General features: G+C 53.9%; 11 protein-coding genes. 4 read left to right on the top strand and 7 right to left on the bottom strand.

What is annotated here, in order from left to right:
* Positions 1–403 precede the first annotated feature (403 nt).
* Together SRBAKS_RS06205 and SRBAKS_RS06200 are read left to right on the top strand one after the other, a co-directional pair.
* On the top strand, positions 404–3,775 hold the full coding sequence (locus tag SRBAKS_RS06205; RefSeq protein WP_229595129.1) for an FkbM family methyltransferase: 3,372 nt from the start codon (positions 404–406) through the stop codon (positions 3,773–3,775).
* A 216-nt stretch (positions 3,776–3,991) separates the two neighbouring features.
* A complete protein-coding gene (locus SRBAKS_RS06200; RefSeq protein WP_229595127.1) occupies positions 3,992–5,032 on the top strand; it encodes a hypothetical protein in 1,041 nt (346 codons plus the stop codon).
* A 50-nt stretch (positions 5,033–5,082) separates the two neighbouring features.
* Here SRBAKS_RS06200 and SRBAKS_RS06195 read toward each other — a convergent pair whose 3' ends face one another.
* The 7 genes from SRBAKS_RS06195 to tpx all read right to left on the bottom strand — a co-directional run bounded on the left by SRBAKS_RS06195 (position 5,083) and on the right by tpx (position 12,766).
* Entirely contained in the window at positions 5,083–6,477 is a 1,395-nt protein-coding gene (locus tag SRBAKS_RS06195; protein ID WP_229595125.1) for a B12-binding domain-containing radical SAM protein, read from the bottom strand.
* Positions 6,478–6,812: 335 nt separating this feature from the next.
* Positions 6,813–7,829 carry a glycosyltransferase family 2 protein gene (locus SRBAKS_RS06190; RefSeq protein ID WP_229595123.1) on the bottom strand — a complete coding sequence of 339 codons (1,017 nt, stop codon included), beginning with the start codon at positions 7,827–7,829 and terminating at the stop codon, positions 6,813–6,815.
* Between the two features lie 60 nt (positions 7,830–7,889).
* The gene (locus tag SRBAKS_RS06185) at positions 7,890–8,603 is read right to left on the bottom strand and encodes an ABC transporter ATP-binding protein (RefSeq protein ID WP_229595121.1); all 714 of its coding nucleotides are present in this window, start codon (positions 8,601–8,603) and stop codon (positions 7,890–7,892) included.
* On the bottom strand, positions 8,600–9,370 hold the full coding sequence (locus SRBAKS_RS06180) for an ABC transporter permease (protein WP_229595110.1): 771 nt from the start codon (positions 9,368–9,370) through the stop codon (positions 8,600–8,602). Before SRBAKS_RS06180 ends, SRBAKS_RS06185 begins: the two co-directional genes overlap by 4 nt.
* Before the next feature lie 448 nt (positions 9,371–9,818).
* The gene (locus SRBAKS_RS06175; protein ID WP_229595099.1) at positions 9,819–10,829 is read right to left on the bottom strand and encodes a glycosyltransferase; all 1,011 of its coding nucleotides are present in this window, start codon (positions 10,827–10,829) and stop codon (positions 9,819–9,821) included.
* A 144-nt stretch (positions 10,830–10,973) separates the two neighbouring features.
* Positions 10,974–12,011 carry a TIGR00341 family protein gene (locus SRBAKS_RS06170; protein ID WP_229595088.1) on the bottom strand — a complete coding sequence of 346 codons (1,038 nt, stop codon included), beginning with the start codon at positions 12,009–12,011 and terminating at the stop codon, positions 10,974–10,976.
* A gap of 236 nt (positions 12,012–12,247) precedes the next feature.
* A complete protein-coding gene (tpx, locus tag SRBAKS_RS06165; protein WP_229595086.1) occupies positions 12,248–12,766 on the bottom strand; it encodes a thiol peroxidase in 519 nt (172 codons plus the stop codon).
* Between the two features lie 248 nt (positions 12,767–13,014).
* On the opposite strand from tpx, the gene lipB reads away from it, so the two are divergent.
* Entirely contained in the window at positions 13,015–13,713 is a 699-nt protein-coding gene (gene lipB, locus SRBAKS_RS06160; RefSeq protein ID WP_229595084.1) for a lipoyl(octanoyl) transferase LipB, read from the top strand.
* A gap of 34 nt (positions 13,714–13,747) precedes the next feature.
* Positions 13,748–14,560: a lipoyl synthase gene (gene lipA / locus SRBAKS_RS06155; RefSeq protein WP_430709104.1), complete on the top strand. Its 813-nt coding sequence runs from the start codon at positions 13,748–13,750 to the stop codon at positions 14,558–14,560.
* Positions 14,561–14,573 lie beyond the last annotated feature (13 nt).

The following is a 14,573-nucleotide window of genomic DNA, read 5'->3' as shown; positions in this document are numbered from 1 at the left end:
GCCGAAGTGCATCGGTGTACGTTGTGTATAAGTGAGTACAATGGAAGGCGGCCTCATGGTTTTCAGTAAACGCAACTGGTGTTTCCATGGAGACTGTACATCTTTATCGGGGGTTGCGTCACATGCGATCAACTTTCGTCTGGCAATCTTGCACTTTTTGCGGCATTATTCCCACGCTGGTCTGGACTTTTTCGTATCTGTTGTGTGCAAGCGACCAACAAGCGGGTGGCTGGCGTCAATGAACATGCCATCCATAGGTACCAGCAAATCTCCCCGCCCACGTCCTGACCGGGGCGCCGTAGCAACGGGGTATCGTCCCTGAAAATGCAAAACTCTCCACACGAGCCTGTGAGTGATGACGCGGCGTACATACCGGAGAATATGCGAAGAGCACAATCCCACAATGAGCAAACGTACTAGCATGAGCAACAAAGCGAAAAAGGGAGACGAGGAGTCGGTACGACCGGCCACTTGTGCCGTTGCCACCCGGTGGGGCAAGCTTCAAACCCTTAGCGCGGATACGGTGATCGGCCCCAGCCTGGGCCGCTATGGCGAATGGGCCCAACAGGAAATCGGGTTGTGTTCCGCATTGTTGCAGAAGGGAGACGGCGTGGTGTTGGCGGGTGCCAATATTGGTGTCCAGACCATCGCTTACGCGCAGGCTGTGGGGCCGGAGGGCAGTGTCCTCGCCTTTGAGCCTCAACCCGAAATTTATGAATTGTTACGCCTGAATGTGGCCGACAATACTCCTGACAACGTCACTCTGCACAAGGTCGGCCTGGGTAATGCCGAGGGAGTCGCCTATCTTGAGCCGCTTGACTATAATGCATCCAATAATTTTGGCGCCATAGCACTCAGCCATTCCTCCTTCAGTGCGTCGGACCGGGAAGTGAATATCAAACCGTTGGATGCATATGCTATCGCGTCCTGCCGACTTCTGGTGGTGGATTGCGAGGGCATGGAGATGGACATCCTGCGCGGGGCGGAGGCGACCATCGCTCGACATACTCCATGTATCTATGTGGAAAGTAACACGCTGGAGCAGGCGAAACGAATTTCATCATTGCTTGATACTTGGAATTATCAGTGCTTTTTTCATTCTCCGCGATACTGGACGCCTGACAATCACAACCGGCGAGGTGCTACCGCCGACATGGAGTTTGCCAGAGAGTTCGCGGTGATAGGTGTTCCCGATACCGCCACCAAAACGCAGGACATCATCCATGAATTCAAGGATGTGGTTGCCATACATGGTCTGGACGACATTGCCCGGATCATGTTCAGTGGACAGTCCGAACGGGTCAAACTTTACTGGTCCGGTGAATCGGATGCCATGAGCGAAACGAATTCCCAAACCTGGGCCTATCCGTTATGCGCGGTCCAAAAAAGGGTTCGTGCCGAGATCAATGGTGTGCTCGGTCCTACTCTGCGAATCGACCCCTGTACACAGCCGACCTTCTTCAGTCTGCGCTCCCTGCGCGTCCGTTTTTATGATGGAAAAGGCCGGGCCGAAACTGTTCTCCAACTACCGAATGAAGAAGCCATAACGCAGCACGCGAGTTTCTCCGGAGTGACCTACGCGCCAACCTTGTTTGGAGATCTGTTCTGTGCCACCTCACCGGAAGCGCATATTGCTATCCCCATGCCCGAATCCTGCGGTATGGACAGTGGCCAGTGGGTCGTTGAATTCGATATTCGCTGGCTCCTTTCTGCCGTTACCGCGGAAGCCGGAGGGCAACTCCGTATGTCGGATCAGGAACACAACATTCTGGAACAGTACGGCAAGATAGTTGAAGAATTCAACGAGAACAGGCAGCACGTGGAAGACATGCTCTCAGCTCAACGCGAACTCTGCTCGACCATCAATCATATCGGTCTGTCTTCCCAGGAGTTTGGAGAGCGGGTCTCCGCTCTGGATCACGCGTTGAGCGAAAAGATTCGAGGGATTCGCGAGGACGTACAAGGGAGCGATACTGCTGTCCTTGCGGCACTGGACGGCGTTTCCAAACGGCAGGCAACCTTCGAAGACCGGATGCTCAAGGCCAATGCCGATTTGACTGGGCTGGTCGCGCACCTCTTGCAGTCAAGGAAACCCAGTCTCATGAGCAGGCTCAAGCGGTGGGGCGACTCTTTTCTGGCGAGTTCCTGGGCCGTGGGGGTCCGGCACTGGCGCCTTCGCCGTGACACAGCTCTTGTCAAGGATTCCGGCTTGTTCGACCCTGATTATTACCTGCGTAACAATCCTGATGTTGAGCGGGATGGAATGGACCCGCTTCTGCATTTCATGCAGCATGGGTACAAGGAGTTGCGCCGTCCGTGCGAGTCCTTTGATCCTCGATTCTACGTAAGCATGTATCCAGATGTTGAAAGCAAGGGCATTAATCCGCTGCTGCATTACCTGCTTTGGGGCAGGGCGGAATCGCGTTTGCCGCGTCCGCAATCCCTGTCTACCGGGGAAACAGGTTCATGCGAGTCTCCCCTGCAGGGTACCCCCGAGCCGGAGGTACAGGTGGACGGGGTCGAGTCCGTGCTGTCCCGCCTGAGTGAACGATTGCGAGGCAATGATTTCGTCGTGGTCACCAGCCACGACAACTATACGGTCAGCGTCGGGGGAGTGCAGGCCCACATGCTCCACGAACAGAATGCCTTTACCAACAAGGGCGTGGCCTATCTCCACATGTATCCCCTGTCGCCCCTGGCCTCGGTTTCATCCCCCGGGCAGGAGGTGCCCGTCGGGGTCAATCTCAACGGCAAACCCATGGGCACCATGAGCACGCAGGATTTCAGTTCCCTGGGACTCGGCCTCAAGGCTATTCAGGGCGCCAATTGTCGTGGGGTCATCATCCAGCATCTTCTCGGCTGGGATCTGGACGCAGTGGAAGTATTATCAACAATGCTCAAAACCACGGTCATTTTCTGGCTACACGATTTTTTCACGGTCTGTCCGCAGTATACCCTTTTGCGCAACGAACGTGTGTATTGCGACATTCCGCATCCTGACAGCAATTCCTGTCTTATCTGCCTCTTTGGAGAGTTGCGTCGTCGTGAGCTTCCCCGTTTCCGTACATTCTTTCAGCATCTCTCGCCGGTTTTCCTTACCCCGTCCGAGGCTTCGAAGGAACTGTGGTGTTCCGAATATCCAGAGTACAGGGAACAGGTCACTATCACCCCTCACGTGGTCCTGCACGACATTCCCGACACGGAGTCTAATCGCCATACGGTCGCCAAGTCGCGCTTTCGGCCCAATATCGCCTATGTCGGCTATCCCATGCCCAAGAAGGGCTGGCTGGCTTGGCGCAATTTCATAGACCGGCATGCGGACATCTCCAGCCGCTACAACTGTTTTCACCTTGGAAACGGCAAGTCGGATGGGCGAGAACGCTTTGCGGAGGTGAACGTCACCCATGCCGATCCGGAAGCGATGGTCAGGGCACTGCGTGAACATGACATCGACATGGTCATACTCTGGTCCACCTGGCCCGAAACATTTTCCTATGTGATGTACGAGGCTGTGTCCGCAGGCTGCTTTATCCTGACACACAAGCAAAGTGGGAATATCGCCCGGGCCGTTGAGCGGTGGGGGTGGGGAAAAGTCTTCGATTCGGAGGAGGCGTTGTTCGCTTTTCTCGCGGACGAAGAGACAATGCTCGCTCATCTCGACAGCTTCCGGCGTGAACACAGTGCCGCCAAGCGTATGGAGTTCACTATCCGAACGCCCGAATTGTTGCTGTCCGACCAAAGGGAGAAAGATGACGAGGCTCGCTCCGAGTCCTAGTAACCTACACCGGGCAGGCTTTCGATAAGCAGGCCTTCAACCACATCTATTTGAATACATGGACGCAACCGACAGAAAACAATCCACAGGCTCTGTATCGCACGTCTCGCGTTGGGCTTTCTACGACGGCTGTCGACAACGACTTTTGAGAGACAACCGACCATGCCTCCTGGCGACCCGGTCTTTCTCCATACCCATCTCAGGGAGGCTTACCCAATGACATCCTCTATCCGCTGCTTTACCTCGGTCAATAACTGCTATCTGCCAAAGGCAAGAGTGCTGGCCGAATCCGTCAAGGCTCATCACCCGGACTGGCAGTTCGATCTGGTTCTCTCCGACACTCCGATTGATCCTTTCGACCTTGAGAAAGAACCGTTTGACACCCTGCTGACACTTGACCAACTCGGCGTTGAAAATTGGCAGTCCTGGGCATTCATGCATCGCGTGGTGGAACTGTGCACCGCGACAAAGGGGATGGCCGCGATGCGTATTCTGGAGGAGCATAATCCGAATTTCCTGATCTACCTTGATCCTGACACGGCGGTATTCAACAGCATGGATAACCTGATCGATCTGCTGCATACACACCCCCTCATCCTCACTCCCCATCAGCTTTGTCCCGAAACAGAGTTGCCGGCCATCATCGATAATGAGATTTGCAGCCTGAAACACGGCATTTTCAATCTTGGGTTCTTTGCGGTGAAAAATGCGGGGCAGGGTCGGGATTTCATCCAATGGTGGAACGAACGCCTGCTGCACTTCTGCTATGACGACATCCCCTCAGGATTGTTCACCGATCAGAAGTGGTGCGACCATGCTCCGGTCTTTTTCGATCAGCTCCATATCCTCAGAAAATCCAACTATAACGTGGCTACCTGGAACCTTGCTCACCGGGACGTGGCCATGGGCGATGATGGTACCATCCTGGTGGATGGACGTCCCCTTCGATTCTATCATTTTACGGGATACGACTCTGGGGCCGGAGCCACCATGTTGGCCAAATATGCCTCCTCCAACACCGTGGTCAACGAGCTTTGGGATTGGTACGCCCGCCAGTTGGAGCGGCACGGACAGGAACAGCTTGGCCGCTGTCCGTGGGCGTACAGCGTCTTTGACAACGGGGAAAAAATAGAAAATGCCATGCGCAGACTCTATCGGGATCGCAAGGATTTGCAGATCAGCTTTCCAGACCCGTTCGACACATCGCGTGAGGACGGTGGTTTCCTTGCATGGTGGCAAATGGGCCACGACCGTTAGCGCCAGATGCTAGCATGGCTGCAAAGGCGTCAGGTTTTTGTGCAGTTGCGCTAATACCGCCCCTGATCGAACAATCGCGACTCCACCAGAAGAGAGAGATAATCCCGGCGTTCCTTCCGTAGGGCAAAGGTATTGACCCCATCGTTGGTCACCCAGTCCAATTGCGCGGTTGGATCCTGGATTGAAAAATCGTCAGGGCAATCATAAACTTTTGAATTTCTTCTTATTTCCATAATCGGCAAGCCGATTTTCTGGAATTTGTGCGCATGCCGCACCACGAACCCTGCGGTCTCAAGGAACATGCTTTCCGTCTCCCCAGGAAAGCCGACAATGAAATTTACATACTGATCAATGCCCAAGTCAAAGGCATTGGAGATAATCTCTTCCGCAAGGGCAATGGAAAATCGTTTCTTTTGCATCAGATCCAGCACCCTCTGGCTGCCGGACTCCAGTCCCCACATGACCTCCACAAAACCGGCCTTTTTCATTAGTTTGAGTAATTGCGGCGTCATTTCCTTGCGCAACAACGCCATGCCTCCCCACCGGATATCCAACCCACTGTCGATGATGCGCTCGCACAGGTCTTCAAGAACGCGAATATTGCCGTTGATCAGTGAGTCACTGAAGTTGACGAAAGGGATAGGGTTTTTTTTTGACCGGAAAGTGTCCACCAACATGCGCAGCTCGGAAACGATATTCTCTGCAGAACGTGTTCGGTAGAACTTGAAGTTCGGGGATTCACTGCAATAGGCGCATTTGTTGATGCACCCTCTGCTGGTCATTGTGCAGGCGCGTCCACCAATTGTGTATTTCTTCAGTTTGAAGAAAGAATAATCCGGCAATTCCAGGCTGTCCAAATCTTTGATTACATCAGGATCGCCCGTGTCCACGAAATCCTGTCCCTTGCGAAAGACATACCCTTTGACTGATTCAATCGCTTCTGGAGCGCGCGCAAACATGTCGAGCAATTCGCCCCAGGCGACGTCTCCCTCTCCGGTACAGATGGCGTCCGCCACGGATTTCTGTAAAATACCGATGAACTCTTCGGCCCGGAAGCAATCCGGACCGCCAAAGACAATGTATTTCCCTGGATCGTAATGTTTAATGAGCCGAGCTACTTCCATGGCAAACAGGCTTGAGGCTGATGAGACACTGATTCCAATGATTGCATTTCGGCTCGATGCGACCCGCTTGGCATATTTTCGGATATAGTTCCCATGTTTTTCAAACATGGTTGCCACAGCCTCTTCGGAATCCCACTTATTCACATAAGCATCGTTCCAATAAATCTGTTCTTCCTCGGACACGTGGCGGTACATGTCGATATTGAGATCGTAAACGTTGATCCGGTGTCCACGGGCCTTTGCCTGCGCCGCAAGCAACGCGATGGAATAGGGCGGAGCCCAAGGCGCCCATGGGGGTGGGAATAGTAGTGCGGCTTCCATGATTACTCCCTATGCAGCAATGCGCAGTCATCGAGCGCTTGTGAGGTGTTTTTTTTCTATCAGGCGGCAAGTATCCATATACATCAGCTTGATTTTATAGTCGATGGTATCCTTGCAACAAACACACGGAATGTAAAGTCTTCGCAGCTGGCTGACGGTGTCCGGCAGAGATGTCTGGCACGCAACGAGACGAAAGTGTGCGTGCATATTTTGTCTTACGAGCGTCGAAAGCCGCTACTCATGCATGTCGATGAAGGGGGGCAAACGTCTGCGGACTTGATCCGAAGTGTTCGCACGTCCAGTCTTGCCTGTTCGGCTCGTTCTGGAACGGTCCCTCACTGTCCGGTGGGCCGGGTGTCTTCCATTGGCTCGGTCGGGCAGGGGGGGTATCCCACCTTCCAGTCAACACGCTCTTCAAATCGGCAGGGGCGTTTTCGTTGCTGCCATACTTGCGGCAGACTGGCGATGCCGTCCAACACGCCAAGCAAAACAGCCTTGAGGATACTCCAGCCATATCGCCATCTGCCGGTCAGGATGTTATATGCCGAGGCAACTATGGCCAGGGGCACTCCCCGAGCGTAGCCCATGGCAAGCCGTCCGGGGGGAAAGTTGTTGAGCATCACCCGGTATGAATTGCGTTCGCAATAATAGGCGCGTCGCCACATGCCCAGCGCAACCGTGGAGGCCGACCCCTTGTGCAGCACCCGAGCAGTCGGGACACAATACAATTCCCAGCCGGCGTTGCGCATGCGCAAACTCAGGTCCACATCCTCGAAATACATTTGGAAGGACTCGTCAAACAGCCCCACGGAGCGCAGGACTGAGGTCCGCACCAACATGGCCCCACCGGTAACGCCGAGCACCTGGTATGGCTTGTCTCCCACTGTTTCCAGCGGCTGCCCGCAGGCGTGGTCCCAGGCCTTGCCAACTCCACCCAGGCGACACCCTCCGGAGGCTATTTTTTCAGGGTTGTCCATGCTGCACAGCAGCGGTTGGCAGGCACCAACCTCCGGGTGTCTCTCCAGGAAAGTCTGTAGACGATCGATACAGCCGGGCTCTACGACGGTGTCGTTGTTGAGAATGAAGATGAACTCCGTGTCCCCGGACAGAACTGTTTCCAGTCCTCTATTGTTACCCCCGGCAAAAAAGAGATTTGTTCCGTTTTGCTGGTGGACAAATTCCGGATATTCTTGTTGTGCTTTTTCAAAGGAACCGTCTGTGGAGTCGTTGTCCACGAACAACACCTCCACCCCAGGGGTGCCTTCTTGACGCAGAGAATTCAGGCAGGCTTCATTGACCTTGAGGCCATTGTAGTTGAGCACCACCACGGCCGTCTTCCCTCGTGTAGTCACACGGACCTCGGTTGGTTTTCGGAGAACGACGAGTCCTGAGACTTCTCCCGTCCCCCGTTGTCAGCTGTTCGTTGCATTCCCCCCGCCCTTTGCGACATAGGCTTCCAGTACTTTTTCCACATCCCCGGATAAGTGAACCCGGCCCTGGTCCAACCATACTGCCCGAGTACACAACTGCCGCACTACCGGTACGCTGTGGGATACGAAGACCACGGTCTGGCCGGAGATCATCCGTTCCTGCATACGCGCCATGGACTTGGCCTGGAAGGCCGCGTCCCCTACACCCAAGACCTCGTCTACCAGCAGGATGTCCGGCCCAACGGTCATGGCTACGGCAAATCCAAGACGCGCCTGCATGCCGCTGGAATACGATTTCAAGGGATCGTAAATGCGCTCTCCGAGTTCGGAAAATTCGATGATTTCCTCCAGATGACTCTGGGCCTCGCGTCTACTGTAGCCTGCCAGCATCCCTCCCATGATGGCGTTATCCACGCCGGACAATTGTGGCGAGAAACCGATTTGCAATGACAGCAGCGATGTGGAGAGTTCTCGGTGATGCACCACCTTGCCCCGGGTCGGCATGAGGATGCCGGCGATTATTTTGAGCAGAGTGGATTTTCCGGCCCCGTTGTCGCCGATCACCCCCAGGGTTTCTCCTTCGTGCAGAGACAGGCAGATGTCTTCAAGAGCTTGAAAATTGACGAATTTGAAGCCCTTCTTTCTGACGCGGAAACGGTAATCCACGGAATCCAATGTAAGAATAGCGCTACTCACTGTTGACAAATCCTGGGATAGACATGGTTCAGACGGGTTATCAGCAGTATGCAGCAGGCCAGCAGGCACGAGGATCCCAAGAATACCCACAAAAGGTAATTCCAATCCGGCCACTGTGCGTCGAGGAGTATGTCACGATAGTTCTTGATCAGCCCTGCCATGGGGTTCGCATAGATAATGGCTCGATGTTTGGGCAGAACCACCTCGTCGATTGAGTAGAAGACTCCCGAACCAAAGAAAGCCAATTGAATCACTGTCTGCACCACGAAGCGCAGATCGGGCACAAACGGCACCACCATGGCCACCAGCAGGGCAAAGGCGGCGTTTGTTATGAACTGTATGACCAGGAGCAACGGCAAGGCGATCCAGGTGATGCTGACCGGTGTTGGATAGATGAGCAGGAATATCAGCAGCAGACATACAACGAATGCATGCTTGAAGGAGTCCATGAGCAGCACTTCCACCGGGAAGAATATCTTGGGGATGTTGACCTGAAGCATGAGGCCGCGTCCATTGTTGATACTGCTGGCCGAGTTGTTCACCGTATTGGCGAACCATTGCCAGCTGCTGATGCCGCAGATCAGAAATCCCACGTAATTCTCGGTTCCTTGATTCAGGAATACGCCAAAGACGAGATAAAAAACCAGCATGGTGGAAAGCGGTGAGAACACCCACCACAGATAGTTCAGGTAGTAATGGGACACTTCATTGCGCAACCCTGCGAAGGTCCTGAATAACAGTAAATCCATAAACACGGATATTGTCATGCCGTCTTTTTCCTTCCTCGAAAATCCGTTCAACAAGCCCTCATGGCTGACCTCAAGAGGCCCTATTGTCCATTTGAAGCCCATGCAGCCATTTTGCACAAGCTCCGAAAAACGAGAATCAAAGGTAAAAGCAACGGTCGGTGTATGCGTGGGCACATGACTACCGATTCTGATTCATGGAACACGGCCAGTCTCGTGGTCGTGCGAAGTGCACTTGTGACTGTTCCCGTGGTTGCGTCGCCCCGATGCCGCACGTTGTCCCGTCTTCTCCAGAATGCATGCCCATGCGCCTTGGCCCGCAGGTAAAATCAAGTTCTTCATAATAAAGAAGAAACTTTTCGTCCAGTCTGCCTAATTATTTGAATAAGGCGAGAGAGGGGGCAACAGCCTTCTTACCGCGAAGTCAGTGGACTTGTTGGTCTTGTTTGTATTGAGTCGTTGGCAGTGCTTACGTATTGACTCGTTCTGTATCCTTTTCAGTGCATCCCCAGAGATAGTCAGCACTTGCCCTGTATATCCATGGAATAAGGCCGAAACGTCCGCGTCCGGCAAGCAAAACCGTTTTGGCTGTGCACCGTATCAGTAATACCCATGGTAACAGGTAGGGGTAGTGCTTCCCCGTGATTGTCAAAACTCCCCACATTTCGTGGTATTCACGGAGACTTTGCTTCAGCTTTTGGGTTGTGTAAGCGTGGGCGTGCCGAACTATGGCTCCACGGCTCCAGCCCAAATCGAATCCTTTTTGCCGAGCTCTCAGGCATAAGTCTATCTCTTCATAATACAGAAAAAGATCCTCATTCAAAACACCGCAAGTTAGAAAGACTTCAGAGCGGACCAGCATGCAAGCGCCATACACATAATCCATCTGCTGGGGAGGCGCATCCACCAGGCGTGTAACCTCAGTGCCTTCCAGGACTGGTTTCACTGTTGTCAACAGGGGGTTATATTTCCATCCTCCAGCACACTGGACTTTCTGGGGGGTGTCACCATAGACGATCGAACACCCCCATATCCCCTTACTGGAATCAGACGCAGCATCGTTCATCAATATGCCGAGGCTTTCTTCCGTGAATTCTATGTCACTATTGGCAAGTAAAAAGTAATCATAGTGATTGGTTTCAAGGGCGGGACGCAGGCACAGATTGTTCCCTCCTGAGAATCCCCTATTCCGGTCGCTGAGGACCATGACCATTTTTTTTCTCTCACCATTGACTGCATTGGTTTTGTCGGACGTTACGTCCAAACAGTGCCAGGCATCTTTCCCTAATCGCCTGTTGGCCCATTCTGTTAATCGCGAGACGGAGTCGTCATTTGACCCATTGTCACAGAGCCAGATGCTGAGCTCATGGTTGTTTCCGGAGAATGCCTGATGCTCTCCTGCGAGGAGCAATGATTCGAGGCAGGCTATTGTAACATCAGGAGTGCGATAATTAACTATGATCACACATAAATTTGACATATTCGCCGACTTTGGTTTGACCAACAGATATAATGAAACCGCAATTAATCCAATCCATAAGCTACCCGTTAAGATGACTCAAGCCGTTTCCGACGCCTCTGTTTTGCGGTCGGTCAGAAAGGGCCTTTTGTTTCTTGTCCCTAGCTACAGGACAATCTTGAAGTATAACAAGAGGATGAGCCCTGTGAGCAATGTGCTCCACAGGAGGGTGACCCGGATGGTTGTGGCTTTGGCCTGTTCCTTTTCCCGCCACGACAGGGGTTGGATGCCCTGCAGCAGGAAGGTGACGACACCGGCAAGGTTGAGACAGATGATGTTTGCCAGAAAGAGGAGTCCGGCTCCCAGTGCGTCGGAGGTCAGCCCTGCTCCGAGGAACAGGCCGCTCGCCGTGAGGGGCGGCAGCAGGGACAGGGCCACCATGACGCCCACAAGGGAGGTCGGGACCCCCATGGTGAAAGAAACGATGCCAGCCGCGCCGGAGACGAAGGCCAGGACCATGTCGGAATAGGTGATCGAATTTCTCAACATCAGCTCATTGTTCATGGCGGGCATGCCAAAGGCCAATCCGGCGGCAACGGAAAGGGCAAAGCAGAGACTGATCCCTATCACGAGTGTTTTCGAGGCTTCCCGTGCCAGTGTGTAGTCGCCCAGAGTACTCGCCAGTGCCAATCCGACATTGGGACCCAGGAGCGGGGCCAGGACCATGGCTCCGATGATGATAGCCACGCTGTCTCGTTCAAGTCCGATTATGGCGACAATAGAAGAGAGCAGAATCAGGATAAGGTAGTTTTTTGAAAGAATAGTCGTATCCAGAATGTCGGAGTACAGCTCTTCCCGGCTGATGCGGTCTTTTTTCCCGTTGTTCTTATCCTCGTCCGGGGGAGTGTCCTCTTCCTTCTCTTCCTTTTTTTGTGTGAGCGGGTCCAGGCGAGGCAGGGTGGCTTCCGCCGGATAGACCACGATCCGGTATTTTTCGGTCCACGCAAAGAGGTGTTCCAGTTTGTCCAGCACATCCTCTGACTCCTGCACGTTGAGGATGATGCGAAAGGCGAGCGCGTCTTCATCTGCAATGGGGGTTGCCCAGAAAACGTAGCCCTCCTTTGGGCGATGGTCTTCAAGTGATTTGACAACCTCTTCCTTGTCAGCGGTTGGTGTAACAATTTCTATGACCCGTAACGGCATGGTCGGCCCTCGGCGGTGTGCGTTTGTGGATGTTGACGGAGTCTATGCAGTAGCACATCTGCATGGGAGAGTATATGCGCTCGGGGGCGTGGCCGAGAAAACAGCGTGCCGGACCGGGTATTTCAGGTTGGCAAACAATATCAGCCATGCCGAGGGGATCCGGCATGGCTGATGGTGAACAGAATCGGCGACAGGGATGGAGTTGCCCTTGAGCAGGGCGCTCTCCTGAAGAGTCGCTATCCGATGAGTTTTTTGACTGCCCCGAGAGCGGCATCGTAATCCGGCTCTTCGGTGATTTCCTTCAGGTATTCCACGTATTCGATCTTGCCGTCTTTGCCGACGACAAAGACGGCACGAGTCAGCAGGCGCAGCTCTTTGATGAGCGTGCCCCAGTTCTCACCGAAAGAGGCTCCGGCATGGTCGGACAGGGTTTGCACGGCTTCGATTCCGGCAGCACCGCACCAGCGGGCCTGGGCAAACGGCAGATCCATGCTCACGGTCAGGATTTTCACGTTATCGCCCAGAGAGGCGGCCTCGGTGTTGAAGCGGCGGGTCTCCATATCGCAGACCGGGGTGTCCAGGGACGGCACGGCGGCAATAATCAGTACCTTGCCCGCATAATCAGCCAGTGTGGCCGGGGACAGGTCATTGGCGGCAACAGCAAAATCGGGGGCAGTGTCTCCGACTTTGATCTCAGGACCGACCAGGGTCAACGGGTTGCCCTGAAAAGTAATTACTCCAGTTCTTTCACTCATGGTATCTCCTAATTGTGAAGTCAGATTTAGTATTGGTTACTATTTACGAAAAAATGATAGGCCGTCAACAAAAAAATGCAATCAGTGAAAACGGCAGCATCAGGCGTCGAAATCCGCTCCGTCCGTTTTTGCGGCAAGAGGATAGTTCTCTGTGTATCACATTATTTTGCGCTGGCATATATGTTGCTCATAAAAGACAGACTCACACTACCAAAATCCTAACGACGATCATGATAACCGGAGACGCTATGCCCGATACGAACGGCGTGTGGCTGGAGTTTTCCAGACGCAATTATACAGAGATGACGCAGTTGCAGGAAGCGCTGCACAGGAGACGACACCAAGGGGAAATCCCGGATGTCGTGATCCTGCTGGAGCATACGCCGTGCATCACCATCGGCCGGAGTGGCGGAACGCACAATCTCCTTGCGAACACTGAGGTTCTGGAGCGGAACGGCATCACGGTGCACGAGACGTCCAGGGGGGGAGACATCACCTACCACGGTCCTGGTCAGCTCATCTGCTACCCCATTTTGTCCTTGCAGGGGGATCAACGCGATATCCGGATGTACGCACGGAAAATGGAAGAGGTCATGATTCGGACTGTCCATGCGTTCGGCATAGAAGCGGAGCGTAACGCCCACTATCCGGGCGTGTGGGTCGGTGATTCCAAGATCGGGGCCATGGGGATCGCTGTTCGCAAATGGACCACCATGCACGGTATCGCGTTGAATGTGTGTCCTGATCTTGAACACTTTTCCTTCATAGTGCCCTGCGGCATCGCGTCACACGGGGTCACCTCCATGTCCAGGGTTCTTGGACGTCCTATTAAGGTTGATGACGTACGCAGTGAGATGCGTAGGCATTTTTCAGACATTTTCCAGATCGCCATGCGTCCCGTGGAACTGGAACAGCTCGTAGAGGAGACTTCCCTTGCAAAAGCCTGATTGGCTGGTTCTTCCAGCCCCCAACGCACAAGATATGGACCGTATTCGTGGGCTGCTCGGCAAAGGTCAGCTCCATTCCGTCTGTGAGAGCGCACAGTGCCCGAATATCGGCGAATGCTTTGCCAATAAAACCTGCACATTCATGATCCTCGGGGATGTGTGTACGCGCAATTGTACGTTTTGCGCCGTGACGCATGGGCATCCGGCCCGCCCGGATCTCAATGAGCCGGACATGGTCGGCCTGACCGCCAAACAGCTGGGCCTCAAGCATGTGGTCGTCACTTCCGTGACCCGGGATGACCTCCCAGACGGCGGCGCCGGGCAGTTTGCCGCGACCATTCACGCCATCAAGAGTAAAAATCCGGGGGCAACGGTTGAAGTCCTTATTCCGGATTTCGGCGGAGAGGAAGAACCGCTCAAGCAGGTCATCAAGGCTCGTCCGAACGTCCTCAATCACAATCTGGAAACGGTTCCCCGCATTTATTCGTCAGTACGTCCGGGGGCTGTGTATCAACAATCTCTGCAATTGCTGAGAAATGTATTCATGGAGTGTCAGGATCAGTATACGACCACCAAGTCCGGCCTGATGCTCGGCCTGGGCGAGACCCTGACCGAGGTGATAGAGGTCATGGACGATCTGGTGCAGGTCGGGTGTAAGACGCTGACCCTTGGTCAATATCTGCGTCCCTCACCCAAGCACCACCCGGTGGTTGAGTATGTCCACCCGGATACCTTCAAGAAACTTGAAGATATCGGGAATAAGCTCGGATTCAAACAGGTCGTGGCAGGGCCGCTGGTGCGCAGCTCGTATCATGCTGCCGAGAGCTTCGCGGCTCTGAATGCCTGATCCTGATCGAGGT

The organism is Pseudodesulfovibrio sediminis (assembly GCF_020886695.1).
In the GTDB taxonomy this organism is placed as follows: domain Bacteria; phylum Desulfobacterota; class Desulfovibrionia; order Desulfovibrionales; family Desulfovibrionaceae; genus Pseudodesulfovibrio; species Pseudodesulfovibrio sediminis.
The sequence above is the reverse complement of the archived record's forward strand: the minus strand, read 5'-3'. Positions and strand labels throughout refer to the sequence as shown.

Excerpts from the sequence above, each read along its gene's own strand:
- SRBAKS_RS06180 (WP_229595110.1), bottom strand. The coding sequence starts at position 9,370 with ATGACAATATCCGTGTTTATGGATTTACTGTTATTCAGGACCTTCGCA.
- SRBAKS_RS06195 (WP_229595125.1), bottom strand. The coding sequence starts at position 6,477 with ATGGAAGCCGCACTACTATTCCCACCCCCATGGGCGCCTTGGGCTCCG.
- tpx (WP_229595086.1), bottom strand. The coding sequence starts at position 12,766 with ATGAGTGAAAGAACTGGAGTAATTACTTTTCAGGGCAACCCGTTGACC.
- lipB (WP_229595084.1), top strand. The coding sequence starts at position 13,015 with ATGCCCGATACGAACGGCGTGTGGCTGGAGTTTTCCAGACGCAATTAT.
- lipA (WP_430709104.1), top strand. The coding sequence starts at position 13,748 with ATGGACCGTATTCGTGGGCTGCTCGGCAAAGGTCAGCTCCATTCCGTC.
- SRBAKS_RS06175 (WP_229595099.1), bottom strand. The coding sequence starts at position 10,829 with ATGTCAAATTTATGTGTGATCATAGTTAATTATCGCACTCCTGATGTT.
- SRBAKS_RS06205 (WP_229595129.1), top strand. The coding sequence starts at position 404 with ATGAGCAAACGTACTAGCATGAGCAACAAAGCGAAAAAGGGAGACGAG.
- SRBAKS_RS06200 (WP_229595127.1), top strand. The coding sequence starts at position 3,992 with ATGACATCCTCTATCCGCTGCTTTACCTCGGTCAATAACTGCTATCTG.
- SRBAKS_RS06170 (WP_229595088.1), bottom strand. The coding sequence starts at position 12,011 with ATGCCGTTACGGGTCATAGAAATTGTTACACCAACCGCTGACAAGGAA.